This window comes from Vicinamibacteria bacterium (assembly GCA_035620555.1).
GTDB lineage: Bacteria > Acidobacteriota > Vicinamibacteria > Marinacidobacterales > SMYC01 > DASPGQ01.
In genome coordinates this window covers 1-24174 of sequence record DASPGQ010000059.1, presented here as the reverse complement: position 1 = coordinate 24174, position 24174 = coordinate 1, and the positions used below count along the sequence as shown (strand labels likewise).

The window sequence follows — 24174 nt, the reverse complement described above, 5'->3', positions numbered from 1 at the left end:
TAGTTCGAGATGGATTTGGCCGCGCTCGCTAGCTCCGACGCGTTCGCGAATCGCTGCGAAGGCTCTTTCATCAGACATCGCGCGAGAATGAGCTCCAACTGAGGCGGGGCATCGGGCACCAGTTCGCGAAGCTGGGGAGGGGCTCCGTTGGTGCAGAGGGCTTCGTTCTCCGGGTTGAATCCGGTGAGCGCGTGAAAGATGACCGCGCCCAGCGCGTAGATGTCTGCACGCGCGTCGAAGAGGCCGCCGTTCAGGAACTCCGGAGATGGGTAGCCATCGGCCCGACCGAGCTGCGGGAGTCGGAGCGCACCGAATCCCAGGCCACTCAGTCGGAGCTTCCCTCCTTTGCCCACGAGGATATTGGTGGGTTTGAGATCTCGATGCATGAGGTTCCTCTCGTGAGCGTAGCCGAGAGCGAGCGAAAGGGTCGTCAAGAGATCGAGGGCCTGCCTCACGCTGAGTCGCTTGCTCCTCTTTAGGAACCTCTTCAGGTCGAAGCCTTCCACGTAATCGGTCACGACCGCCCGCGAGCCTTGGACCTCGATGAGTCCGAGCAGACGCACGACGCCGGGATGGTCGAGGGAGCGGGCGATTTTCGCTTCGGTGAGGAACCTCTGTACCACCTCTTTGTCGCGGAGCAGTTCCCGTCTGAGAATCTTCACCACGACCGAGCTCTCGGTGCGTTTGTCGAAGGCCCTGTAGGTCGTCCCCAGGAGTCCCCTTCCGAGCTCGTCGAGGAGCTCGAGGGGGGATCCCGTGGCCATCGCCGGGGCACGTCCCGTCGTTTGTGGAGGCGTGGGATCCGCGGTGGGTAGCAGCGCGGCGAGTCCCGGGGCGTACGATGTCGGCCCGGACGGTGGCATGTTCGATGGCCCGGGAGAGCTCAAACGCGCGATACGCTCTTCCACGTCCCCATAGCCGTAGCGCTCGGTCATCACCTTGCGAAATGTATCGATGGCCTCGTCGAGCTTGCCCATTGTTTCATAAGCAACACCCAGCCAGTAATAGTGACCGAGATTCTGGCCGCCAATCTGCTGGTCCCCGAGCAGGCGCTTCAGTTTTTCCACCGCGAGCCCGGGGAGATCCTTGTCGATGAAGAGGCGAGACAGGATGAGTGTCGCCGAGTCGTAGTGCTCGTGGTCCGATTCCACCTGCTGGAGGAGCCGGATGGCACGGTCGGCGTGATTCTGTTCATGGGCCAGCTTGCCCGCCTCGTAGAATTGGCCCGATTTCTCATAGAGCTCGGACGCTTTCGACAAGTTCCCGATGTCCTCGTAGAGTCTGGCGGCTTGCTCGAAGTCGCCTCCTCGCTCGAACATCGCGGCGGCCTCGTTTTTCTTGTTGGCGCGAAGGAAAACGTTCGCCGCCTGGAGGGGAGCGCCGCTCTGTTCGTAGCATCGCGCGGCCGCTTCGAGGTTTCCCGCCGACTCGTACAGCTCGGCGGCGCGGAGGTTGTCACCCCCCTCGAGGAACTTGGCCGCCGCCGCGGCCGTGTCACCCTGCTGGAAGGCGATCTCGCCGAGCAGGAGCGCGGCGCGCTCCGCCTCGCCCGCCTTCTCGAAGAGCTCGGCTGCATCCTGGAGTTTTTCCTCCCGCAGTAGCAGCTCGGCCGCGTCTCGAAAGCGTCCCTCTTTCACCGCCAGGCTCGCCGCTTGCTCGGTCAGTCCCGCTCGGCGGTACAATTCCGCCGCCCTCTCGGGCGCCCCGCCCTTTTCGTACAGCTTTCCAGCGTAGAGGGCCGCTTTCGATTCCTGGTTCGCCCCCGACGAGATCAATCCTCCGCCGCCCAAAGAGCTGGTCGCCGCCCAGTGTTGCTCGTAATTCTCCGCGGCTTTGACGTGATCACCGATCTTCTCGTAGCACTTGGCCGCCTGAACGAAAAAGGAGACATCCTCGTAGAACGCCGCGGCTTTCTCGTTCAGACCACCCTGGGCATAGAGCCTCGCCGCGTCGATCTTCTGGCCGTGCTCCTCGTAGAGCTTGGCCGCTTCGACGGGCTTGCCGACCTTGGCATACATCTGCGCCGCGCGCTTCCAATCTTCTGCCTTGAGATAGGTTTCCGCGGCCGCTTCCCACTGCTCGAGCCGTTCGTAGAGTGAGCCGGCCGAAGCGTACTCTTCGGCTTCGACGAAGAGCTGGATCGCTTCGGGAAACCACTCCGCCTCCTCGTAGAGACGCGCGGCACCCACGACGTCACCTTTTCGCTTCAAACGGCTGATCTCGCGCTCGAACTGCATGAGCCGGAGCTTTTCGCCCCCGACGTTGTCGAGGATGCGATCCCAAACTCCCATCCCCTTCAGCTTCCCGAGAACGCGAGGCAAGACTACCCAGGCGATCGAGACGACGACGATGGCCGGCAGGAAGATGTCCAAGACCGGTCCTGGCAGTATGCTACGGAGAAAATCCATGTGCGCAGCAAAACCCCGTTTTCTCGGAGGCGAGAAAGATACGGTAATTGTCGCACGTGATTCGAAAGAAAGTCAAAGGACCCCATCAGTTAGCCCCGATCCGACTTCTTGGAGTCCTGACATTCGTCTGCTTGGCGGAGCCTCGCAAGCAACGACGGGGTTTGACAATTCTGACACCTGCCGTCTAACTTAGAATTCGCTCCACTCATGATCGACGACGTGCGAGGACTCGCCGAGCGATACGGATATCCCTACTGCGACCTCAGTCATTTCCAGGAGGACGTCGCCCTCTGGCAGGGGATTCCCATGGATTTGATCCTTCGTTATCGCTTCGTCCCGCTGAGGGAGGAGGGGGGACGGCTCGCAATCGCCGTGGCGAATCCTCAGAACTACCGTCGGCTGGACGAGCTGGAGCTGACCCTCGGACGTCCGCTCGCGATCGAGGTTGCGAGCGAGAGCCTGATCGAAGCGATCCTCGCTCGTAACGAGAGCTCGAGCTTCCTCCTCGACGAGGCCTCTGAAGCGCTTCGGCTCGATGGAGCGGTCGAGGAGCGCAACGAGGCGGAGCCGGACGCTGAACAGGAGAGCCAAAGTCCAATCATCAAGCTGGTGCACTCGCTTCTGGTCAACGGCATTGAAAGGCGAGCCAGCGACATCCACATCGAGACCAAGGAAAAGGAGGTCGTCCTCAAATACCGAATCGACGGCGTGCTCTATCCGGCTATGGAGCCAGTCGACCGACAGCATCACCAGACGATCGTGTCGCGACTGAAGGTCATGGCCGAGCTCGACGTTGCCGAAAGACGCGTGCCGCAGGACGGCCGGTTCAAGTTGAAGATAAGAGGGCGGCCGATCGACTTTCGCGTCTCGATCATGCCGAGTATCTATGGTGAGGACGTCGTCGTTCGAATCCTCGACAAGGAATCCATCAGCGAGCAGTTTCACGAGCTCAGGCTCGACCTTCTCGGTATCCCCGAACGCGAGCTCAAACGGCTCAGGAAGTTCATCCGCGAGCCCTACGGAATGGTGCTGGTCACCGGCCCTACCGGAAGCGGGAAGACCACGACGCTCTACGCTGCTCTGTCGGAGATCGCGTCGCCCGAGCAGAAGCTCTTGACCATCGAGGATCCAGTCGAGTACCGCATCCAGAACGTCACCCAGGTTCCGGTGAACGAGAAGAAAGGCCTCACATTCGCTCGAGGGTTGCGCTCGATCCTGCGGCACGACCCCGACACCATCATGGTGGGAGAGGTGCGCGATCCGGAGACCGCGAGCATCGCGGTGCAGGCGGCGCTCACCGGCCACCTGGTTTTTACCACGGTCCACGCCAACAACGCGTTCGACGTGATCGGGCGCTTCCTTCACATGGGGGTCGACCCCTACAACTTCGTATCCGCGCTCAACTGCGTGCTGGCTCAGCGCCTCGTTCGTCGCGTGTGCGAGGCCTGTCGCCAGCCGATGGAGGTTCCCGAAGAAGAGCTCGAGCTGTCGGGGCTCGGGGCGTCGGCACGCGATCGCACCTTTTTCAGCGGCAGGGGTTGTTACGTGTGTCTGGGGACGGGCTTCCGCGGGCGTACTGCGGTCTGCGAGCTGTTGAGTCTCTCCGATCGCCTGCGCCAGCTCATTCTCGAGAGAAGGAGCAACGCCGAGCTCAAGCACGTGGCGCACGAAGAAGGCATGATATCGCTCCGCGATCACGCGCTCGAGAAAGTCTTCGCCGGGATCACCACGCTCGGCGAGATCAACAAGGTCACGTTCGTGGACTGAGACCGCTCCCAGCCCGAGTTTCCGGCTCATTGCGCCGTGCTCGGTTCATCGCCCGAGCACTCGCCGTCATCGCCTGCTGATAACCCATTTGGTTAGGGCATGGCCCCCTTTCGGTACAATTTTTTGGGACGAATCGAACGACGAGCCTGCCGCGTCGCTTGTGTAAGTTTCCGGTGCCGTGCGGGTTACGCTTTTTTTGCCGGGAGCCGCGTCCGATGTGCACGCCATTTGCATTCGCTGGGTTTTCAGAGGGGTGCAAGAAGATGCTTCTACACGCGGAGACACCTGCGGAGCTGTTCCGGGAGCTCGTGGAGAAGGCCATCGCCCGCCAGGGCGTGTCCTCGAGCGAGATGTCCTCCTACTACCTCGTTCAGCTACTGGAGAAGTTCGTGTTCTCGGAGAAGCTCCATGCCGAGCTCGAGATAGGGAAGAGCACGCCTCTGGCGGAGATGCTCCTCGGTGCTCTCGCGAGCAAGGGTCGCCGGCGTGTTGCCCTGTTCCGTTTCACCGGTGACGTCGCGCTGTTCGTTTCGGGATTTTTTTCCGACAGCCTCGAGCGAAGACGCGTCGACCTCGATTACTATGTCCGCATGGGTGGATATGCCTACGCTCGAGCCGCTCTCGGGAGTGACCAGAGAATGGGCATCGTCTTTTCCGAGCTCTCGGCCAAGTTCGCACGATTCGTGGATGTGCTCTGCGAAGTGAGCGAGGAGAGCTCGCTGGCGCAGGAAGCCGGTGTGCTCAAGTTGTACGAGAAATGGCTCCAAACCGGGAGCAAGAGGAGCGAGCGTCTGCTCCGGGCGGAAGGTATCCTGCTCGATCGCGGCGCGAGGAGATATCACTGAGTGCTCGACGCCATACTGGCCAAGATCGACAGGGTCTACGGTCTCGATCTGGGTGTCGAAATCGCCGATTTTCTGATCGGGAAGGAGATGTGCACCCGGCTCGGCGTGGAAGCTCGAAACGGCTCGGTAATCGTCAAGGATGGTCAGGGGGCGGTCGAGCTCGGGGTCTACATCGGGGAAGAACAGTTGAAGTGCCTGGAGTCGATCGACCTCACCGCGGAGCTCAGTCCGGTCGTTCTCGAGCATCTTCTCGTCGGCATCGAGGAAGTGAGCCATTTCGCTTACCTGGTCTTCAGCACGTCGAGGCGGCGGCCGGTGACGCAGCTCGAGCTCGAGCTTCAAGCCGAGGTGGACAAGTACGTCACGTCGATTTTGCTCCTGGCGGCGAACAACGGCGGTCGGGTTCCCAGCAATCTCATGGATCGTCTGTTCAGCGATTTCAGGCCCCGTGAGGACCTCGATTCCGAGCAACGTGAACGTTACTGGGCGGCCAGCTCACTGGCGTCTCGTTACTGCTCCTACGTCGTCCAAGCCTCTCTCGAGACCCAGGAGTTCGGTCGCCTTCTTCCCGAGCTCAGGAGCTTCTATCGGCTCAATCAGCAAGGGAAGATCGGGCACATCCACAACATCGTCTATACCGCCTGAGCTATACTCCCCTCTGGATGAAGAGGGACGAGCGCGCCGTGCTCTTCGAGCGCGAAGTCCTTTCCCCCGACGCTTGCTTGCTTCACTTTCGCTCCGAGAGCTTGTTCCGAAGCTTCCTTCCCGGCCAGTTCACGATGGTGCGGCTTCCGGAGACGAGTGGTCTTCTTCTTCGCCGGCCCTACTCGTTCTGTGATGTTCGCGCCGAGCATTCTTCTTTCAGTCTTCTCGTCAAGGAAGTCGGGGAGGGAACGAGAGCCCTCGCTCGCCTCGCCATCGGAACGAGCGTCGATTGCCTCGGACCTCTCGGATCCTCGTTTCGACCTCCACCGAACGACCGCACGCCTCTCATCGTCGCTGGAGGGGTCGGGATCGCGCCCTTCCTGGCTTTTTGTCGGATGCTGGCGCGCCGGGGACAGCGCGCCATCGTGCTCCTGGGGGGGCGGACCTCGGCGGATCTGTATCTGCGTGGCGAGTTCCTGTCGCTGGGAATGGACGTCCGTTCGGCGACGGAGGACGGGAGCTTCGGACACGAGGGTCTCGTGACCGACGTGCTCGCGGAGGTCTTGAACGGGAAGACTTCATTCGAGCTCTACTCCTGCGGGCCGACACCCATGCTCGTGCGAGTGGCCCGGATGGCGCGAGAGCGTGGCCTCCCTCATCAGGTGTCGCTCGAAAGACGCATGGGCTGTGGCATGGGGTGTTGTCTCGGCTGCGTCGTATTCGTCCATTCCACGAATGAATACGTGAGGTGCTGTACCGAGGGTCCGGTTTACGACGCCGACGAGGTGGCATGGGAGAGAGATCCCTATCCCCTATGAGCTTCGAGCCCGATCTGCGAGTCGAGATCGCCGGGATTCGTTTCCCCACGCCGCTGATCGCAGCGAGCGGGACCTTCGGCTATGGGACCGAGTATCTGGATGTGGCCGACTATCGGGCCATCGGGGGAATCGTGGTCAAGGGGCTCTACATGGAGCCGCGTGAAGGTTGCGCCCCGCCCCGGATCTGGGAAACGCCCTCCGGCATGCTCAACGCCATCGGGCTTCAAGAAATCGGCGTCGAGCGATTCGTGAGCGACAAGATGCCGCGCCTCAGAGAGCTCGGCGTCAACATCCTGGTCAACATTTGTGGAAGCACCATCGAGGAATACGGAGACCTTGCGCGCATCCTCGATGATGTGGAGGGCGTTTGCGGGATCGAGCTGAACATCTCCTGTCCTAACGTGCACGAGGGTGGGATTCTCTTCGGTTGCGATCCGGACATGGCCGCACGGGTCACCGAGAGGGTTCGGCAGAACACCCGGCTGCCGGTGATCCCGAAGCTCACCCCCATCGTGACCGACATCACCGATATCGCCCGCAAGGTGGAGGCGGCGGGAGCCGACGCCCTTTCCCTCATCAATACGATTCCGGCGATGGCCATCGACGTCGAGACGAGAAAGCCAAGGCTCGCCAACGTCGTCGGAGGCCTCTCGGGGCCGGCAATCCGACCCATTGCCATCCGGCTCGTCTACCAGGCGGCGCAAGCAGTCGACGTTCCGATCATCGGGATCGGCGGCATCTCCGGCCACGAGGATGCGCTGGAGTTCTTCCTCGCCGGGGCTTCGGCCGTTCAGATCGGCACGATGAGCTTCGTCGATCCATCGGTATGGCGCAAGACGCTCGATGGCCTCGAGGATTACTGTCGTCGCCATCGGGTCGATCGGCTATCCGCTCTCAAGGGGAGTCTGGTCGCTGACGTCAAGGCGGTGCCAACGGGGTGGTGAAGAGGCCCCAGCTGATCGTTGCCCTCGATCTCGATCGACTCGAAGACGTGCTACGTCTGCGTGACGAGCTCTCGGATTTGGTGGATTTTTTCAAAGTCGGGAAGGAGCTCTTCACCGCCTGTGGACCCCGAGTGCTGGAGGAGCTGTCCCCGAACCGCATCTTCCTCGATCTCAAATACCACGATATCCCCGCTACGGTCGCCGGCGCGGTTCGAGCCGCCGCGAGTCATGGCGTCGATCTGGTCGACGTCCATGCCATGGGGGGAAGGGCGATGATGCGGGCCGCAGCCGATGCCGCCGCGAGCTCCGGCAAAGTGCGCCCGCTGGTACTTGGGGTGACCGTGCTCACGCACCTCGGAGACGAAGAGCTTGAGGAAGTGGGACTCGGGCGTTCGAGTACGGAGCAAGTGGTCCGTCTGGCGAAGCTTGCGGCGGAAAGTGGGCTCGACGGCGTCGTGGCTTCGGCGTGGGAGATCGAGGCGGTGCTGGAGGCGACCGGGGGACGGCTCTCGATTCTCGTTCCCGGCGTTCGCCCCGCCTGGGCGAGCGCGACGCACGATCAGAAACGGGTTGCCACGCCGAAGGAGGCTGCGCGCCGCGGCGCTTCCTACGTCGTCGTGGGTCGTGCGATCACCCGCCAGCAAAACCGGCGGGAGGCGGCGTCTCGTATTCTCGAGGAGCTCGAGAGCCGTTGATCGAGCTCGAGCTTCTGTCTCGTGCGGGCTGCGGCCTCTGTGAGGAGATGAAGGCCGCTCTCGAGCGTGCACTTTTCGGGCTCGACGTCCGTATCCGAGAAGTCGATGTGGACGCCGAGCCCCAACTGAGGGTCCGCTACGGTGACGACGTCCCCGTCCTGCTGATGAACGGGGTCAAGATGCTCGAGCACCGGGCGACGGACGACGCGATCCGGGAGCTTCTGGCTACTTTGCGTCGATCCTGAAGTGGGCGCGACGGTTGCGCTGCCAGCAGCTCTCGTTACTTTCCGTGCATTGTGGACGTTCCTTGCCGTAGGAAACGTACTTCAGCCGGTTCGCGGAGACTCCCAGCGATTGCAGGTACTCCATCGCTGCTCGGGCGCGACGCTCACCGAGCGCTAGGTTGTATGCGACCGTGCCACGTTCGTCGCAGTGGCCCTCGATCTCGATGACCGTGGTGTTGTAGCCCAGCTTCAACCAGTCCGCATTCTTCGAAAGAGCGGCCCTGGCATCCTCGCGAAGGTCGGACTTGTCGTAGTCGAAATGGACGTCCGTGAGATTCCTCTGGAGGTCCGCGATCGAGGCCCTGCGGAAGAGCTCCTCTTCGGTCGGTGCCGGCGGTGGCGGTGGCGGCGGCGGCGGTGGAGGAGGAGGAGGCGGCGGAGGGGGCTCTTCCACCGGCGGCGGTGGTGGCGGCGGCGGCGGCTCCTTTCCGCAGCCGAGAAGCCCCAGAACGAGCGAGCTGAGGATGATCAACATTCCCAGGGAGGCCATCCAAGATCTCTTCACGTACTCACCTCCTGTGCGGTTGGTCCTTCGGGAAGACTTCTCGATTACGGTCGCGCAGCTGGATCACCGGAGCGTCGAGAAGCCGTTTTCAAAAGCGCAAATGCCAATCGCGGTATGACCCCGATTGGCGGGGTAGTCTAATCACCCAAAACCGATGTTGTCAATTAAACAATGAAGGCCGTTCGTGCGGGCGTCAGACCCTCTGTCGGCGGGCCGGGGCAAGGATCTTGTAACGTTTCATCTTTTCGTGGAGCGTCGTCGGATTCAATCTGAGCTCTTGTGCCGCGCGCTTCTGGCTGCCGTGGACGCGCTCGAGCGTCTGGAGGATGATTCGCTTTTCGATGTCGGCGATGAGCTCCCGCAAAGAGACGTTTTTCAGTCGAATCGGCTCGGGAACGGTGAGCGAAGGGGGGGCGCAGAAATGTTCGGGCAGTGTCGTGCCGTCGAATTTTGCCGCCGAGGCGATGGACACGGCCCGCTCGATCAGCATGGCGAGCTCGGCCACGTTGCCAGGCCAGTCGTAGTTCGAGTAGTTCTCGATTGCCGAGGAGGGAATTCCGAGAGGCTGGAGATCGAATCTCTCGCAGAATCGCTTGAGAAAATGGTCGACGAGCAGGGGAACGTCGCCGCGTCGCTCCCTCAACGCCGGAATCCGTATCGTGATCCTCGAAATGGTGCGGAAAGCGTTTTCGTCGAAGCGACCCTGACGCACGAGCTCGCTCAGCGAAGGCTTCGCCGAGCCGATGATGCGGAAGGGGAGAGGCTTCTCGAGGAAGCTCCTCAGGCTCATCTGATCGACTGCGTCGAGCGTGGTGAGCTCGCCCAGATAGAGCGTGCCGGGACGCGCTCCGTGGATGTAATCGCCGCCGCCCGCGACCGAGGCCTCGGTAACCTCTTCGAGCAGCCGACGGAGATCTCCCGCGGGAACGCTCGTCAGGTCTAGCGGGAGGAACGTCGAGCCAGGGTTTCTCCCGTGCCGATGGAGCAGCTCGGCGGCGAGTCTCCTACCCGTCCCGTCTTCGCCCGAGAGAAGCACGCTTCCGGTCGAGAGGGCGGCGGTCGCGATCGATTTGCGCACTTCTCCCGACTGCGGAGTGCACCCCACCCAGTCGCGCAGGCTCACGGCGCTTCCCAACTGGCGCTTCAACGTCCGGTTTTCCTCGAGGAGCCGCCGATAAACCAGCGCCGAGTCGACCGCCATCAGTAGCGTCGTGCGGTCGAGAGGCTTCAAAACGAGGCCCGCGGGACGCTGCCGGTAGCTCGCGAAGGACGACCAGGGGGTGTCGGGGGTCACCATGAGCAGGATGGCCGCGTTCTGGTCGCGTTCCCGAAGCATCTCGACGACGCGCCAGGGCGGCTCGGACGACGCATCGGCGTCCACGACGATGACGGAGTATTGTCCGGCGGCGATTTCGCTATGCGCCTCCGCGGCACTGTCCCGGACGGTGATCGGAAACGATCCCACGAGCGCTTCCTCGGCATCCCGGGAAGCACGGCTGGATCCGATCAGCAGAATCGATTCATCCGACATGCTCTTCCACAGTCGTACTTGAAGAGGTTAGACGCTCGTTCGTTTTTCGAAGTTCCGTTTCCGAGGAGATTGTTCAATCCCGGACGCTGTTCATCGGCGAACTGCTGAACCTCCGGCACATTTTCTTGACTCGCAAATTCGATGCCATGAGCTTCATTCGAGTAATGTCGCTTATCTAAAGGAGCTCGGCCCCGATTCGTCGTTCCCGGTCTGGACTTTCTTTACATCTCCCGAAAGATTTTTACACTGGGCGTCTCACGATGTGAGCTCGGCAACGCTCTCGAGAAAATAACGATGAACCCGGGAATCGTCCGTCAGCTCGGGATGAAACGTGCTCGCGAGGATCCGCTCCTCGCGCACCAGGACCGGCTCGCCGCGGTGATGGGCGAGCAGGCGAACGGCGGGCCCCCAGCTGCGGATGACCGGCGCCCGAATGAAGACCATGGGAAGCGGCTCGTCGCCGAGCACCGGGCAGGGCTCGCGACTCTCGTGGCTGTCGATCTGTCTGCCGTAGCCGTTTCGCTCGATGCTGACGTCCAGAAGGCCGAGCGATGGCTGAGAGGGCGAAGTCACGCGTTTCGCGAGGAGTATGACACCGGCACAGGTCCCGAACATCGCCGCCCCCTCGTGGTAGAGCCGGCGAAGGGGCTCCATGAGCCCTTCCTCTTCGATGAACTTCAACATGGTCGTGCTCTCGCCCCCGGGCAGCACGAGCGCGCGAAGACCTCTTAGCTCGTCCGCCCGTCGAACTTCGCGTGAGGCCACGCCGATCCGATCGAGCGCTCTTCGGTGCTCGGCATAATCGCCCTGGAGGGCGAGCACGCCGACGACGGCTTCGTTCATGGCCGGCCGCTCTACCACCCGCGGGTCGAGAGGAGGTCCTTCTGGTCGAGGGTCGCCACATCGATACCGGTCATGGGCTCACCCAGTCCTCGGGAGACTTCGACCAGCACTTTGGGGTCGCGGAAATGGGTCACGGCCTTGACGATTGCGGCGGCTCGGGTCGCGGGGTCCTCCGATTTGAAGATGCCCGAGCCGACGAAGACGCTCTCGGCGCCGAGCTGCATGCAGAGGGCCGCATCGGCAGGGGTCGAGACGCCTCCCGCGGCGAAGTTGGGAACGGGGAGCTTGCCGTCCTTCGCCACCAGTCTCACGAGCTCGTAAGGCGCTCCCAGCCGCTTGGCCTCGGCCATCAGCTCGTCGGGCGTCATGACCGTGAGGCGTCTCAAGTCGCCGTTCACCTTCCGTAGATGCCGCACCGCCTCGACGATGTTGCCCGATCCGGCTTCGCCCTTCGTGCGAATGAGCGCCGCGCCCTCGCCCACCCGCCGCAGGGCCTCACCCAGGTCTCGACAGCCGCAAACGAAAGGAACTTCGAAAGCGTGCTTGTCGATGTGGTTCTCCTCGTCGGCGGGAGTCAAAACCTCGCTCTCGTCGACGAAATCCACGCCCATCGCTTCGAGGAGCTGCGCCTCCACGAAGTGGCCGATGCGAACCTTCGCCATGACCGGGATGCTCACCGACTTCATGATCTCCTCGATCTTGTCCACCGAGGACATGCGCGCCACACCGCCGTGTTTGCGGATGTCGGCGGGCACGCGCTCGAGCGCCATGACCGACACCGCGCCGGCGTCCTCCGCGATCTTCGCCTGCTCGGCGTTGGTCACGTCCATGATGGCGCCGCCCTTCAGCATGTCCGCCAGTCCGGTCTTTAGTTTGAGAGTCGGGTCCGTCATTCTGATACCTCCTAAATATGAAATGCGGGCATTTGCTCCCGTGAGGGCGAGCTTCCCCTTCCACTTTGGTCACCGAGGCGTCGCAATGCTGCGCCCAGTCGTACGACACCTTCTTCGATCCGTTCGACGGGTACTCGGGATATCGACAGCCGAAGGAAGCTCTCGCCGCCGCCGGCGGCAAAGAAATGGCTTCCCGGCGTGAAGATCACGCCTTCTCGAACAGAGTCCTGCAAAAGCGACTCGGCGGACAGGCCCTCCGGGAGCGTAACCCAGAAGGCGTAGCCGCCTTCTGGGGTCGTCCAGGAGACATTGTCGGGAAAGTGCCGTTCGAGAGCTCGAACGAGCCTTTGACTCTTCTGCCGGTAGATCGCCGCCAGGCGCTTCAAATGCCGGTCGTAGTGCCCCCGGAGGCAGAACTCCAGTCCCGCCGCCTGCAGAAGGAGACTCGTGTAGTAATCGGCAATCAGCTTCGAACGCTCGATGGCGGCGACGACCTCTCGGTCGGCAACGATCCAGCCTAACCGCAGGCCGGGAAACAGGCCCTTGGAGAAGGTTCCGATATGCAGTACCGAGCCCCGCTCGTCGAGCGCCTTGAGCGGTGGCAAAGCTGCCCCGTCGAACCGAAGCTCGAAATCGAAATCGTGCTCGACCACGGGCACGCGGAACCGGGCCGCGACCTCGAGCAGGCGTTTTCGAGACGGAAGATCCAGGGTAATGCCCGTCGGGTTGTGAAAAGTCGGCATCGTGAAGACGAAGCGCGTTCTGGAGTCTCGGTCCAGCGCTGCTTCCAGCGCATCGAGGTCCACTCCTCGAGCCGTCATGGGGATGGCGACTGTCTGGGCCTGATACTGGGCCAGTAGCGGAAGAACGATCGTGTACGTGGGGCTTTCCAGGACCACTCGGTCGCCCGGGTCGAGGAGGCTCCGACAGATGAGGTCGAGCGCCTGCTGCGAGCCGTTCACGATGAGGACGTTGTCCGGCTGGGCGGCGACCCCGCGCTTACGAAGCCGTTCGGCGATGTAGTGTCTCAATGGCGGGTAGCCCGCCGCAGGACCGTACTGCAGGAGCTTCTTGCCTTCGGTTCGAAGCACGTGGTCTAGCACGGATCGGAATGGCTCGACGGGGAACAGTTCCTCATCGGGAACGAGCGATGCGAAATCGATTGTATCGGGGTGCTCCTCCGGCACCTTTGGGGCGGGGCGAACGCGCTCGGCGGCGGCATGCGCCGAGCGGGAGAACCGAAAGAGCATGTGATCCTTGGCCTCCGGCTCGCGATGGGCGACGAAGGTCCCCCGGCCGACGTGAGAGCGGACCCGGCCGCTCGTCGAAAGCCCGTCGTAGGCGGCGGTTACCGTGTTGCGATTGACGCCGAGGGCCGAGGCCAGCTCACGACTCGGCGGAAGCTTCGTTCCCGGCTCGAAGTAACCCTGATCGATGAGCTCCGAAAGTCTCTTCTGGAGCTGTTCATAGAGGGGGACATCCGAGCTCCGGTCGAGCTCCAGCTCCAATTGGACCATGCCAATGAGATATCAATTCTCCGGTTTCCCGTCAAATGTAATAGTCCAATTGGCTAATTGGGGGGCCAATTGTGCCTGATTGGATGGTGACTTTGTGAACCGGGCCGTCGAACCTCTCATAGGGGGTGCAAACCTGGCCGCGTTACGGTCAAGCTCAACGCGGTGCCTGTCGATGCGATGCTCCCTTCGGAAAACCGTTCCGATCCGTTAGGATCTTCAATGATGGGAACGAAGCCCGTCTGACTCGACCCCGGCCATAGACGCTTTCGTGACGAAGCGCGGGTTCTATAAACGATGGCTCGCGGCCAACGGACTCGCCGAAGCCGTTGGACTCGGGACGACATTCACAATAGGCAACCTGCTGGCGCCGACCCTGGAGCAGACGTCGGACGTTCCCACGGTTTTTCTGGGCGCGTTCGGGGCTGTGGTCCTCGGTATGCTTCTCGAGGGGGTCGTCGTCGGGTTCGCTCAAGAGACCGTGCTCCTTCGCGAGGTGCACGACCTGCGTCCCCGCTCGTGGATCGCAGCGACTTCTATTGGCGCAGGTCTTGCCTGGCTCATCGGGATGGTCCCGAGTACGATCTTCGCCTTGAGCTCGCCCGAATCGCACGCGCCGGCCGGGGAGCCGGGCCCCGTCCTGCAATACGCCCTGGCGGGCGTCATGGGTCTCGTCCTCGGTCCGATACTCGGTTCCGCCCAATGGGTCGTCCTGCGACGCCACATCCCGCGTGCTTTCCGGTGGCTTTGGGCCAACGCTCTGGCTTGGGCCGTCGGAATGCCCCTCATCTTTCTGGGCATGGATTTCGTCCCTTGGACCGGGCCCAAGACCGGGATCGTCCTTTCGATCTACGTCGTGTGTGGATTCGCCGGGGTCGCGGTCGGAGCGATTCACGGGTGGTTTCTCGAGCGATGGCTTCGAGATTGACTCGTGGTGGTCGCGATGGCGACTCGCTTTGCGCGCCCCCAGCGCAACCGTGCCACGATTACCTTCAGGCCGGGGCGTTGATGACGATACCGGCCCCGCCACGGCATCGAGCAGCGGCGAGGCAACCTATCGGGCGTCCTAGTTCTTCACGCCGAGCTCGTAGATTTTGGCTTCTATGAAGAGGTCCAGCAGCTCTCGGTCGATCTTGCCGGAGCTCGCTTCGGATTCCAGGATCGTGAGTGCTCTTTCCATGGGTACGGCAGGCTTGTAGGGACGATCCCTCGCGGTGAGCGCGTCATAGATATCGGAAATCGTCATCATGCGAGTCTGGGGCGGGATGTCCTCCGCGGGCAGCCGGAGCGGATAGCCGCTTCCGTCCAGCTTCTCATGGTGGCTCCGAGCTAGATCGGGAACGCCCTTGAGATCCGGAGTCCAGGGGATCGTCGAGAGGAAATCGTACGTATGGTCCACGTGGGACATGATCATTCTGTACTCGGATTCGGTGAGGCTGCCTCGGGCGATGGTCAGCGCGGTGATCTCGTCGGGCTCGAGAAACGTTTGAATGCTCCCATCCACGTCCTCGTAGCAAAGCTGCCCGAGCTCGATCAGGCGGTCGAAATCGGAGAAGCGCACCACGTTGGGTTTGTTCGCCGCCTCGACGGCTTCGCGCGCCTCGTCCACCAGCTCGAGCCGCTTTCGGAGCTCCTCTTTGGTCTGTTCGATCTGCTCCGGTGTCGCTTCACCGGCGAGGAGCCCGTCCAGAGCCCGGCGGAGATACTGGGCCTCCAGAGTACGCCGGATCGTCTTGAAGCGCTGTCGGACGGTCGATAGCTCGCCGTGATACAGCTTGGTCGCTTTGATGAGGACGCGCTCTCGCACACCGACTTTCCCGAAGTCATGAAGGAGTGCCGCGTACTTGAGCTCACGCATCTGATCGGAGCTCAATCGAAGATTCGCGTAGGAGCCGCGACCGCTCATGTTCACGACTCGCGCGAGCTCCGTCGTCATGGTGGCTACCCGCCACGAGTGCCCCTTGGTGGTCGAATCCCTGCTCTCGATGGCTTTGACCGCCGCGTCGACGAATCGGCGGAAGAGGTGCTCTTGTCCCAGGTGGAACCGGTTGTTCTCGATCGATACGGCGGCCTGGCTCGCGAGCGAGCGCACCAGGCGCTCGTCGTCCTCGTCGAATGGCAGGACCTCGTCGTCGAAGCTGGCTTGCCCCTCGAGCCGAACGTGGCGCGATCTCTTCTTGTTGATGAGCTGGAGCACTCCGGTGGTCTCTCGTTCCCGGTTCTGCATCGGCACGACCAGGACGGAGCGGGTGCGGTAGCCAATCGTCTCGTCGAAGCTGCGGTTGATGGCGAACGGCTTGTCGGCCGGTAGATCGTAAGCGTCGGGAATGTTGAGGGTCTCGCCCGTCAAGGCGACGTATCCGGCAATGCTGTCGGGGCCGATCGTGAGGATGTCCTCTTCGAACTCGAGCTGACGGGAATCGTTCTGCGCGAGACGAAAGCGCAACCAGCGACCGGTAAACCGCTTCGCGCGGCCTTCGGGAAGGGGTACGAGCTCGTCCAGGCTCGACACCAGGAACAGGCTTCCGGCATCGGCGCTCGTGATTTCTCGTGCCTTGCCCAGTATGAGATTCAGCAAACGCTCGTGATCGTGCTCGGCGGAGAGTGCGATCCCGATCTCGTGCAGCTCCTCGAGCTGGCGGGCCTTCTGCTGCGCGGCGGTTTGAGAGGCCTCGAGAGAGAGCTGGTTGTCGAGGAAGCGGGTCGCGCTTCCGAGCTTTCGCCGAAGCTCGCGTTGTCCGGGGTTTCTCGGAACGAGGTCGAAGAGAAGCTCGTCGAGCTCACAGTTGCCGGGATCCGCCGAGAGCGCGATGACGGGAAGTACCACGCCGGCCGTGCGGGCAGCGAAAGCTCGCACCGCCTCGTATTGCTCGTGGAGAAGATCCTCGTCGATGAGCAGTACGCCGAAGGCTCGGGCGTCCAGCTTCTGGATCCGTTTCACGCAGAAGCTTTCGAAGACTTCGGGGTATTCTTCGGGGGACAACAATCCTGGCTCTGTCGTCCACAGCAGAATGGGGTGCATTTCGCCTCTCGTGCTGTCGTCAGGGGGGATGAATCGTATGCTACCGACTGGGGGGCGGTTCGGTCAAGCCTGACCGGCGTCCGGGGTCGCCGCTCGCGCAGGCTGAGATGCCTTTCTTGTCAGCCTGCTAAGGGCGCCGGATCGCTCGAGCGGCTCGCTCGAAGATGTCGGTGAGGTCGGCCGACCCCTCCAAGGTCGATATGGCGCGAGGGGGTGCTGGAGTTCGAGGCGGGTCTCGGAGCTGAAGGCGCCAGACTCCGACGTCGTGCCAACGATCGAGTTTGTAGCCGATCCTCTCGAACATCCCGACTCGGCAGAAGCCCATCGATTCGTGCAAGGCGACGCTCGCGGTGTTGGGAAGAGCGATGACCGCTATTGCCGTCGTGAATCCCTGCAGGTTCAGACAACCGAGTAGCGCGGCGTACAGCCCCCGGGCGACTCCCCTTCGCTGGTGCTTCGAGCTGACATAGACGGTCGTCTCCACCGACCATTGGTAAGCGGCTCGCCCCCGGAAAGGCGACGCGTAGGCGAAGCCCATGATCGCGGCTCGGTCTTCGCACACGAGCCAGGGTAACCGCTCCAACGTCAGCCGTATGCGGTCACGGTACTGTGCGAGCTCGGGCGCCGCGAGCTCGAACGAAATCGCGGTTTCCCGAACGATCGGGGAGTAGATCTCGAGCAGGGCGGGCGTGTCGTCTTCGCACACCAGGCGAATCCTGGGACTCATGATCGACGTCGGCGCACGAGATGGATCCCGAGAAAGATCAGTCCCGCGCCGCCGAGCTTGAGTGGCCCCACCGGCTCACCAAGGGTCAACCAGGCGACGGTGAGGGCTGCCACCGGCGTGAGGTTCGCATAGATCGCAGTCTGGGTCGGGCCGATTCGTGACACGGCGAAGTACCACAGAGAATAGGCGACGACGAGAGCAAAGACGAAAGAGAAGATCGTGGCCCCCCACGTGGAGGCGGGCACCGCCGCCGGGGAGATTTCGAACAGGCGGGGCAGTCCCAGGGGAAGCAGGAACGTCGTTCCCAGGGCCATGGCATAGGCATTCGTTTTGAAATGCCCATAGGCGTCCACGACCGGCTTTCCGAGCACGGTGTAGAGGGACCAGCACAAGGTAGCTCCCAGAATAAGCCAGTCACCGGACGCGCCATGACCGAGCCGGGCCGAGTCGCGCACGACGAGTCCCACGCCAACCGCCGAGATCGCGATGCCGAGCCAGGTGATCGTTCGGGGTCGCTCCACTCGCAGGAGGACGCTCAGAAGAGCGACGAACGCCGGGGTCATGCCAAGAAGCATCGCCGAGCTCGAGGCGGTAGTCTCGTGAATCCCGTGAATGAACAGGAGCTGGTAGATCGTGTGTCCAATCAGCGCAAGGAGCAAGAGCCTGAAGAGGTCTTGCCGTCGCACGCGGGGACCGCCTCGGAGGCGAGTGAGCACCAGTAGCACGGCCGAGGCTCCGATGAGCCTCACCGTATTGAAAGCGAGAGGCGAGAGGTGAACGAGCGCTGCCTTGACGACGCTGAAGTTGACCGCCCAGATGATGACCGTGCCGACGAGCGCGGCGTCGACCGAGGCGGTGCGGCCCTCTTCGCGCAGGCTACATCATCCGCTTCAGGATTCGCGCGCCCTGCTCTTTGGTGAGTCCCGGCTTGCGATGAGCGATGGGTCCACCCTCGTCCAGCACCGGCTCGAGCTCGTGGAGCGTCGGGACTTCCTCGTTCTTGAAGAACAAGCCGGTATAAATCGTGTCGTCCCATTCCATCGCTTTCTCGCAAGCCGACTTCCAGTCCGTGGGGTCGTGACCCTCGTCCTCGAGCTTCTTGATACGGCCACGGAAGAAGTCATAGGTGTTGTCGTGGTTGAACGTAACGCAGGGGCTGAATACGTCGACGAGAGAGAATCCCTTGTGAAGGATCGCTTCGCGGATGAGAGTCACCAGCTGCTTTCCGTGTCCGGAGAATCCTCGTGCCACGTAAGTCGCGCCGTTCATGATCGAGGATGTGATCGGGTTGACCGGGCGCTCGAGGTTGCCAAAGGGGGTCGACTTGGTCTTCATGCCCAGGCTGCTCGATGGGCTGACCTGTCCCGTGGTGAGACCGTAAATCTGGTTGTTCATGACCAGGTAAGTCAAGTCGACGTTCCGTCGAGCCGTATGGGCGAAATGGTTCCCGCCGATCCCGTAGCCATCGCCGTCACCCCCGGTCGCGATCACGGTGAGCTCGTGATTCGCAAACTTCGCGCCGGTCGCAACCGCGAGGGCGCGGCCGTGCAGCGTGTGCATGCCGTAGGTGTTGATGAAACCGGGAAAGTTCGACGAGCAGCCAATGCCGGAAACGCAGAGCACCTCGTGAGGCCTGCGACCGAGCTCGGCGAGCGCTTTCTGAACCGCATTCAGCAGGCCGAAATCGCCACAGCCGGGACACCAATCGGGGTCGACCTTGCCCTTGAAGTCTTTGGGCTTCAATTCCGTCAGGGTCGTGGTTGCCATTTGCCTTGTCTCCCTATCTTTTTCTCAGACCAGTATCTCCTGGTACGGGACGAATACGTCGCGCTCGACGTCTTTCTTCTCTCCGAGATGATCGAGCACGCCGTTCACCACGTGGTGGGGTTGGAACGGCTCGCCATCGTATTTTCGGATGTGTCCCTGCGCCGTGATACCCGTTTCGCTCCGCAGGTACCGGTAGAACTGGCCCGAGTGGTTGTTCTCTACCACGATGATCTTCTTGGCTTTCGAAAGTGCCCGGGTGACGGCGTCGGAGTGGAACGGTTTGATCCATTTGATCGAAAGCTGGTTCGCCGTCACGCCCCGTCCTTCGAGGAGGTCGCGAGCTTCGGCGAGCACTCCGTGCGTCGAGCCCCAGCCGACGAGAGTGACGTCGGCATCGTCTGGACCCTCGATCTTCGGCGCCTCGACCTTGTCGAAGAACGACGCGAGCTTGCGAGCACGTTTCTCGACCATCTTCCGGCGCTTGTGGGGATTGGTGAACTCGTCGGAGATGAGTACGCCGTCCTCGTCGTGCTCGTCGGTGGCGACGACGTGCACGTAGCCCTCGAGCCCGGGAACGGCGCGAGGGGAGATGCCAGTACTCGTGTCTTTGTAGCGCTCGTAACCGTCGCTCGCATTGCCGTCGAGGATGAGGGCGCCGCGCTCGATGGACGGCTGCATGTCGACTTCGTCGGGGTCCACGCTGAACGTCCCCTCGGATATCAAGAGGTCGGAAAGGACGATGCCGGGGCATTGGTAGAGATCGACCAGATTGAACAGCTCGGGGATCGTGTCGAATGCATCGAGGGCGTTCTTCGGGGCAACGACGATCCGCTCGAAATCGCCCTGGCTCGCGCCGAGCACCTGCCACAGGTCCCCCTGCTCGGTCTTCGTCGGAACCCCCGTCGATGGGCCAGCCCTTTGCACGGTGACGAAGACCACGGGGATCTCCATCATCGCCGCGGCCCCCAACGCCTCGGTCATGAGCGCAAACCCCCCGCCGGATGTGCCGCACATCGCCCGCGCACCCGTGTGCGCTGCTCCGATGACCACGTTGGCGACGCCGATCTCGTCTTCGATTTGTCGGACCATGATGCCGAGCTCGCGTGCGTTCTTGGCCATCCAGTGCAGGATGCCCGAAGAGGGGCTCATCGGATAGGCCGCGTAGAATTTCACGCCGGCCGCGGCGGCTCCCATCGCGAGCGCATCGTTTCCCGTCCAGACGGCGAGAGGCTTCTTTCCCTGCGGCAGCCGTTTCTTGAATGGGTGGAAGTGCTCCTTCGCGTAGTCGAAGCCAGCCCTCGCCATGCTCACGTTCTCTTCGACGACTTCCTGGCCTTTCCTTCCGAACTGGAGCTTCAAGGTCTCCTCTAGCACCGCGAAATCGGCGCCCATCAGGTTCAGCATGGCTCCGAGGCCTACGGTGTTTTGCACCAGCTTGTTCCGGTTGTCGTTCGTCAACTCCTTGACCGGCAGTCCGCAAAGCTCGACGCCGGAAGCGACTTCCGCCGGACTCACGTCGTCGCTGTTGAAGATGACGTGGCCTCCGTCGCCGAGATGTCTAGCGTGGCGCGTCATCGTGTCCTGATTGAGACAGAGCAGCAAGTCGAGCCCGTCTCCATGGGTGAGGACTTCCTCGTCGCTCACGCGAACGGTAAGCAGGATGTGCCCCCCGCGAATGATCGACTGGTAGGCGTTGTAGGCGTGCAGGTGAAGACCTCGGCGCACGAAGATTCGCGCCAGAATGTTGCCAGGTGTCGCGATGCCCTGGCCCGCCGCCCCGCCGATGGCGAAGGCGAAATCGTACCCATTCGACATGTTGCCTCCGTAGAGCCGTTCTCGAGTCGTGAAGTTCGAGTCTCGAACCGCACCGTCGCGCGCATCGTACCACCGAGGTGGCCTCGGCGAAAGTTGCTTCGAGCTCTCCGCGCCGGAACCCAGCATTATGGGCGAATCGCCAGCCAAATGCCAGCTCGTTCGAGCGGTCTCGAAGTCGACCGGTTGTTTTCTGGTCTACCCACCCTCGCCGCTGTCGCTTTTCCGAGCTTTCGAATATAGACTGTTGACTATCAACTCTGAATCCGAAGTTCCGAACGAGGCCGACGGTGCCGGCTGCCTCCGTCATGACTACGGCGGCCCCGCCGAAGCTTTAGCGAGGGCGGGTTCGAGGCGGAGCCTCGCGGGACCGAACGGTTAGATGCAAGGTCGCCTGGCAAGGAGCGCCGTCAATACCACGGTCGCGATGGCAGTGTTTCTCGCCGCGTTCGGACTCTACGTCGTTACCGGCCCCTCGGACGTTGCCTGGATGGCGGGCGCAGAGTATCAGAGGCGCGTGGTGCAGGCGGACATCGGCGAGGGTCCTTGGCATCAGCCTCTGTTCGTCTCGCTTTCGCAGCCGTTTCTTGCGCTCCCCTGGGACGGACTCGCCCGGCGCGCCAACTGGGCAGCAGCGTTCTTCGCGGCCGGCGCCTGCTTGTTCGTTTACCTGTTGATGAAAATGCTGTTGCAGATGGCGCCTCAGTTCATCGCGCGCCGCGTTGGGGTTCTTGCCGCCGTGACCCTGGGGGTCTCCCATACGTTGTGGATGAGGGCAGTGACGCCCGGGCCCGAGCCGCTCGATGCCTGTCTGCTCGCGGCAATGCTCTTCTTTCTCATCCGTTTCGCCAACATCGGAGGAGCGCACAATCTCTACCTTGGAAGCGGTATCCTCGGACTCTCGTTCGCCAACAACCTGCTGATGCTCTTCGTCACGCCGATCGTCCTGCTCTACGCGAGGTTCATTCAACCGCCGTTGACGAGAAACCCAGGCGCCGTGCGCTTGCGGGGTCTCGTGGTCTTCCTGGTGACCGCCGCGCTCGGGCTCGGGCTGACGGCGTCCACCTGGTTTGCACGGCAAGGATTCACCATCCCCGCCGAGCAATGGGAATGGTTGACGTTCTGGAACCGCATGAGCCTCACCTGGACAGCGCCACTTCAGGAGTCGCTCACGCGATTCGGGACGATGCTTCTACTCAACTTTCCGCCGTGGACGGCTCTCGTAGGTGTTCTGGGGCTCTTCGAGCTCTACCGTCGCCAGAAGTACGTGTTCTGGCTCGTCTTTCCGATGTTCGTCCTATACGGCTTTCTCGTCGCGACGCTCGACCTGGAAGCGCCCATCCCATCCTATTTGCCGGTATGGACGCTCTTCTCGCTGATGGTCGGGTTCGGGTGGTGGAGGCTCCTGGCGGGGCGGAACTGGAAAGGCTTCGCCGCCGCTCTTCTCTTGTCGGCCTCACCCGCAGTCGTCTATCGTTTCGCCCCGGTCGCGGTCCGCTACGCGAGGATGGAGCTACGCGCCCGAGCGCTCCTGGACGTTCCTCTCGAGCTTCCCCTCGACCCGCTCGCGTTTCAACTGAATCCCGACCGTCGGAAGCTGCCCCAAGCGAGAGAATTCGCTCTGAACGCACTCCAGGCCCTCCCGGAGCAGGCGATCGTGATCTCGCCGTCCCGGGCGAGCGAGCTGGTTCTCGCGCCGATGCGTTACGTTGCCGAAGTCGAGGGCGAGAGCACGACTCGCTTCGTCTCCATGGGAACCGACGCGGCAAACGCTCTCGGGACCCTCACCGCCGATCTCGACACGAGTCCGGTGTTCGCGATGGGGCTACACCCGCCTCATGAAGCCGTAACCGCGCTTCTTTCCACCCACCATTTTCGGGCCGAAGGGTACTGGTTCCGACTCGTATCCAAGAACGACTCGAGCCGCGTTCTCGACGACAGACCTCTATCAGGGGCTCGGGACGATGCTCTCGATGACTCGCACCTCGTCGGACTCTGGTATGGCTACGTCGAGCCCCAGGGTTACCCGCTCTCCCTCGATATCGTTGGAGGGCGGGGGAATTTGTCCGGTACCGCCGTGCTCAACGCCGAGGGCGCTCGTCCGTGGCAGGCATCGTTCACGCGACTGTCGTCGACCGTTGGGACGGTGCTGGGTAGCGCCGAGCTCGGGGAGCCCAACGGCGACAAAGTTCACTTCCACATCGACGCTCGCCAAACGGGCAACAAGCTGCAGGGCTCCTGGAGCCTGTTCGAGATTCCCAGGCTCGCGGGAACCTTCGTCGTCTGGAAGCAGGAGTCGAATCCGCCGTTATTGTCTCGGCGCTAGATATTCAGCCCGTCTGCTGCTTGCGAAAGGCTTCCGGCTGGATGCCGTACTTCTTCATCACGTCGTAGAAGTCCTTACGATCCTTCTTGGCCAGTCGCGCGGCTTGAGAAATGTTCCCCTGGCAGATACGGAGCACCTGAGAGATGTACTCCTTCTCGAACTCACGCTTGGCATCCTTGAAGGACTGGAACTTGTTCGACGAGACGGGAACGTGGAAGAAGAGGTCTTCCGCGGTGATGACGTTGTTGCGAGTGAGCACCATCGCCTGCTTGACCTTGTTCTTGAGCTCGCGAATGTTCCCCGGCCACTGGTAAGTCATCATCTTCTGGATCGCGGCGGGTGAGAACCCCTCGACCCCCTTCCCCAGCTCCTTGTTGAACTCAGTGAGGAAGTGGTTGATGAGGAGCGGGATGTCCTCCTTCCGATCGCGCAGCGGCGGAAGGTGGATGGGGATCACGTTCAGCCGGTAGAAGAGGTCCTCGCGGAACGTCTTCTCCGAGATCGCCTGGATCAGGTCCTTGTTGGTGGCGGCGATGACGCGAACGTCGACTTTGATGGCCCGGGTCGACCCGATACGCTTGAACTCGCCGTCCTGGAGGACGCGCAGGAACTTCACCTGAAGGGGTAGCGGCAGCTCTCCGAGTTCGTCGAGGAACAGCGTCCCCCCGTGCGCCTCCTCGAAGAGGCCTTTCTGATCGGTGCGGGCGTCCGTGTAGGCGCCCTTCACGTGTCCGAAGAGCTCGTTCTCGATCAGGTTCTCGGGAATCGCGCCGCAGTTCTCGACGACGAAGGGCCGATCGGCCCGCTTGCCCGTGTAGTGGATGGCTC

21 protein-coding genes are annotated in these 24174 nt (G+C 62.3%); 9 read left to right on the top strand and 12 right to left on the bottom strand.

Annotated elements, in window-relative coordinates; genetic code table 11:
• Nucleotides 1-2372, bottom strand: a 2372-nt coding sequence (locus VEK15_02275) for a protein kinase (protein HXV59492.1), incomplete at its 3' end; no start/stop codon positions are given.
• Between the two features lie 243 nt (nucleotides 2373-2615).
• On the opposite strand from VEK15_02275, the gene VEK15_02270 reads away from it, so the two are divergent.
• From VEK15_02270 to VEK15_02240, 7 genes are all read left to right on the top strand, one after another.
• The gene (locus VEK15_02270; protein HXV59491.1) at nucleotides 2616-4175 is read left to right on the top strand and encodes a GspE/PulE family protein; all 1560 of its coding nucleotides are present in this window, start codon (nucleotides 2616-2618) and stop codon (nucleotides 4173-4175) included.
• A gap of 263 nt (nucleotides 4176-4438) precedes the next feature.
• The gene (locus VEK15_02265) at nucleotides 4439-5020 is read left to right on the top strand and encodes a hypothetical protein (GenBank protein ID HXV59490.1); all 582 of its coding nucleotides are present in this window, start codon (nucleotides 4439-4441) and stop codon (nucleotides 5018-5020) included.
• Nucleotides 5021-5665: a hypothetical protein gene (locus VEK15_02260; protein HXV59489.1), complete on the top strand. Its 645-nt coding sequence runs from the start codon at nucleotides 5021-5023 to the stop codon at nucleotides 5663-5665. It begins immediately after the preceding gene.
• 17 nt (nucleotides 5666-5682) lie between these two features.
• Nucleotides 5683-6483: a dihydroorotate dehydrogenase electron transfer subunit gene (locus VEK15_02255; GenBank protein HXV59488.1), complete on the top strand. Its 801-nt coding sequence runs from the start codon at nucleotides 5683-5685 to the stop codon at nucleotides 6481-6483.
• Nucleotides 6480-7427, top strand: coding sequence for a dihydroorotate dehydrogenase (locus tag VEK15_02250; GenBank protein ID HXV59487.1), 948 nt, complete (start codon nucleotides 6480-6482; stop codon nucleotides 7425-7427). Before VEK15_02255 ends, VEK15_02250 begins: the two co-directional genes overlap by 4 nt.
• Nucleotides 7424-8122 carry an orotidine-5'-phosphate decarboxylase gene (gene pyrF, locus VEK15_02245; protein ID HXV59486.1) on the top strand — a complete coding sequence of 233 codons (699 nt, stop codon included), beginning with the start codon at nucleotides 7424-7426 and terminating at the stop codon, nucleotides 8120-8122. The genes VEK15_02250 and pyrF overlap by 4 nt, the downstream gene beginning before the upstream one ends.
• Nucleotides 8119-8367 (top strand): glutaredoxin family protein, encoded by a 249-nt coding sequence (locus VEK15_02240; GenBank protein HXV59485.1) that lies wholly within the window; start codon nucleotides 8119-8121, stop codon nucleotides 8365-8367. Before pyrF ends, VEK15_02240 begins: the two co-directional genes overlap by 4 nt.
• On the opposite strand, the gene pal is transcribed toward VEK15_02240, so the two are convergent.
• From pal to VEK15_02215, 5 genes are all read right to left on the bottom strand, one after another.
• A complete protein-coding gene (pal, locus tag VEK15_02235) occupies nucleotides 8348-8911 on the bottom strand; it encodes a peptidoglycan-associated lipoprotein Pal (protein ID HXV59484.1) in 564 nt (187 codons plus the stop codon). The two genes, VEK15_02240 and pal, sit on opposite strands and share 20 nt — an antisense overlap.
• A 193-nt stretch (nucleotides 8912-9104) precedes the next feature.
• Nucleotides 9105-10442 (bottom strand): helix-turn-helix domain-containing protein, encoded by a 1338-nt coding sequence (locus tag VEK15_02230; protein ID HXV59483.1) that lies wholly within the window; start codon nucleotides 10440-10442, stop codon nucleotides 9105-9107.
• Between the two features lie 255 nt (nucleotides 10443-10697).
• Nucleotides 10698-11285 (bottom strand): pyridoxal 5'-phosphate synthase glutaminase subunit PdxT, encoded by a 588-nt coding sequence (gene pdxT / locus VEK15_02225; GenBank protein HXV59482.1) that lies wholly within the window; start codon nucleotides 11283-11285, stop codon nucleotides 10698-10700.
• Nucleotides 11286-11296: 11 nt separating this feature from the next.
• On the bottom strand, nucleotides 11297-12178 hold the full coding sequence (gene pdxS, locus VEK15_02220; protein HXV59481.1) for a pyridoxal 5'-phosphate synthase lyase subunit PdxS: 882 nt from the start codon (nucleotides 12176-12178) through the stop codon (nucleotides 11297-11299).
• Between the two features lie 11 nt (nucleotides 12179-12189).
• The gene (locus VEK15_02215; protein ID HXV59480.1) at nucleotides 12190-13695 is read right to left on the bottom strand and encodes a PLP-dependent aminotransferase family protein; all 1506 of its coding nucleotides are present in this window, start codon (nucleotides 13693-13695) and stop codon (nucleotides 12190-12192) included.
• A gap of 268 nt (nucleotides 13696-13963) precedes the next feature.
• Here VEK15_02215 and VEK15_02210 point away from each other — a divergent pair, with 268 nt between their 5' ends.
• Entirely contained in the window at nucleotides 13964-14620 is a 657-nt protein-coding gene (locus VEK15_02210; protein HXV59479.1) for a hypothetical protein, read from the top strand.
• Nucleotides 14621-14758: 138 nt separating this feature from the next.
• On the opposite strand, the gene VEK15_02205 is transcribed toward VEK15_02210, so the two are convergent.
• The 5 genes from VEK15_02205 to VEK15_02185 all read right to left on the bottom strand — a co-directional run bounded on the left by VEK15_02205 (nucleotide 14759) and on the right by VEK15_02185 (nucleotide 21023).
• Nucleotides 14759-16714 (bottom strand): HD domain-containing phosphohydrolase, encoded by a 1956-nt coding sequence (locus VEK15_02205; GenBank protein ID HXV59478.1) that lies wholly within the window; start codon nucleotides 16712-16714, stop codon nucleotides 14759-14761.
• 127 nt (nucleotides 16715-16841) lie between these two features.
• Nucleotides 16842-17441, bottom strand: a complete 600-nt coding sequence (locus VEK15_02200) for a GNAT family N-acetyltransferase (GenBank protein ID HXV59477.1) — start codon at nucleotides 17439-17441, stop codon at nucleotides 16842-16844.
• Nucleotides 17438-18316 (bottom strand): EamA family transporter, encoded by an 879-nt coding sequence (locus tag VEK15_02195; GenBank protein HXV59476.1) that lies wholly within the window; start codon nucleotides 18314-18316, stop codon nucleotides 17438-17440. Before VEK15_02195 ends, VEK15_02200 begins: the two co-directional genes overlap by 4 nt.
• A gap of 1 nt (nucleotide 18317) precedes the next feature.
• Complete coding sequence (locus VEK15_02190; GenBank protein HXV59475.1) at nucleotides 18318-19208, bottom strand: 2-oxoacid:ferredoxin oxidoreductase subunit beta; 891 nt, start codon at nucleotides 19206-19208, stop codon at nucleotides 18318-18320.
• Between the two features lie 24 nt (nucleotides 19209-19232).
• On the bottom strand, nucleotides 19233-21023 hold the full coding sequence (locus VEK15_02185) for a 2-oxoacid:acceptor oxidoreductase subunit alpha (protein HXV59474.1): 1791 nt from the start codon (nucleotides 21021-21023) through the stop codon (nucleotides 19233-19235).
• Nucleotides 21024-21402: 379 nt separating this feature from the next.
• On the opposite strand from VEK15_02185, the gene VEK15_02180 reads away from it, so the two are divergent.
• Complete coding sequence (locus VEK15_02180) at nucleotides 21403-23346, top strand: DUF2723 domain-containing protein (GenBank protein ID HXV59473.1); 1944 nt, start codon at nucleotides 21403-21405, stop codon at nucleotides 23344-23346.
• A 4-nt stretch (nucleotides 23347-23350) separates the two neighbouring features.
• On the opposite strand, the gene VEK15_02175 is transcribed toward VEK15_02180, so the two are convergent.
• Nucleotides 23351-24174: sigma-54 dependent transcriptional regulator (locus VEK15_02175; protein HXV59472.1), on the bottom strand; the 824-nt coding region annotated here is incomplete at its 5' end.

Coding starts and splice junctions, on each gene's coding strand:
- VEK15_02270 (HXV59491.1), top strand. CDS start 2,616: ATGATCGACGACGTGCGAGGACTCGCCGAGCGATACGGATATCCCTAC.
- VEK15_02215 (HXV59480.1), bottom strand. CDS start 13,695: ATGGTCCAATTGGAGCTGGAGCTCGACCGGAGCTCGGATGTCCCCCTC.
- VEK15_02265 (HXV59490.1), top strand. CDS start 4,439: ATGCTTCTACACGCGGAGACACCTGCGGAGCTGTTCCGGGAGCTCGTG.
- VEK15_02250 (HXV59487.1), top strand. CDS start 6,480: ATGAGCTTCGAGCCCGATCTGCGAGTCGAGATCGCCGGGATTCGTTTC.
- VEK15_02190 (HXV59475.1), bottom strand. CDS start 19,208: ATGGCAACCACGACCCTGACGGAATTGAAGCCCAAAGACTTCAAGGGC.
- VEK15_02200 (HXV59477.1), bottom strand. CDS start 17,441: ATGAGTCCCAGGATTCGCCTGGTGTGCGAAGACGACACGCCCGCCCTG.
- VEK15_02185 (HXV59474.1), bottom strand. CDS start 21,023: ATGTCGAATGGGTACGATTTCGCCTTCGCCATCGGCGGGGCGGCGGGC.
- pdxT (HXV59482.1), bottom strand. CDS start 11,285: ATGAACGAAGCCGTCGTCGGCGTGCTCGCCCTCCAGGGCGATTATGCC.
- pdxS (HXV59481.1), bottom strand. CDS start 12,178: ATGACGGACCCGACTCTCAAACTAAAGACCGGACTGGCGGACATGCTG.
- VEK15_02205 (HXV59478.1), bottom strand. CDS start 16,714: ATGCACCCCATTCTGCTGTGGACGACAGAGCCAGGATTGTTGTCCCCC.
- VEK15_02255 (HXV59488.1), top strand. CDS start 5,683: ATGAAGAGGGACGAGCGCGCCGTGCTCTTCGAGCGCGAAGTCCTTTCC.
- VEK15_02180 (HXV59473.1), top strand. CDS start 21,403: ATGCAAGGTCGCCTGGCAAGGAGCGCCGTCAATACCACGGTCGCGATG.
- VEK15_02230 (HXV59483.1), bottom strand. CDS start 10,442: ATGTCGGATGAATCGATTCTGCTGATCGGATCCAGCCGTGCTTCCCGG.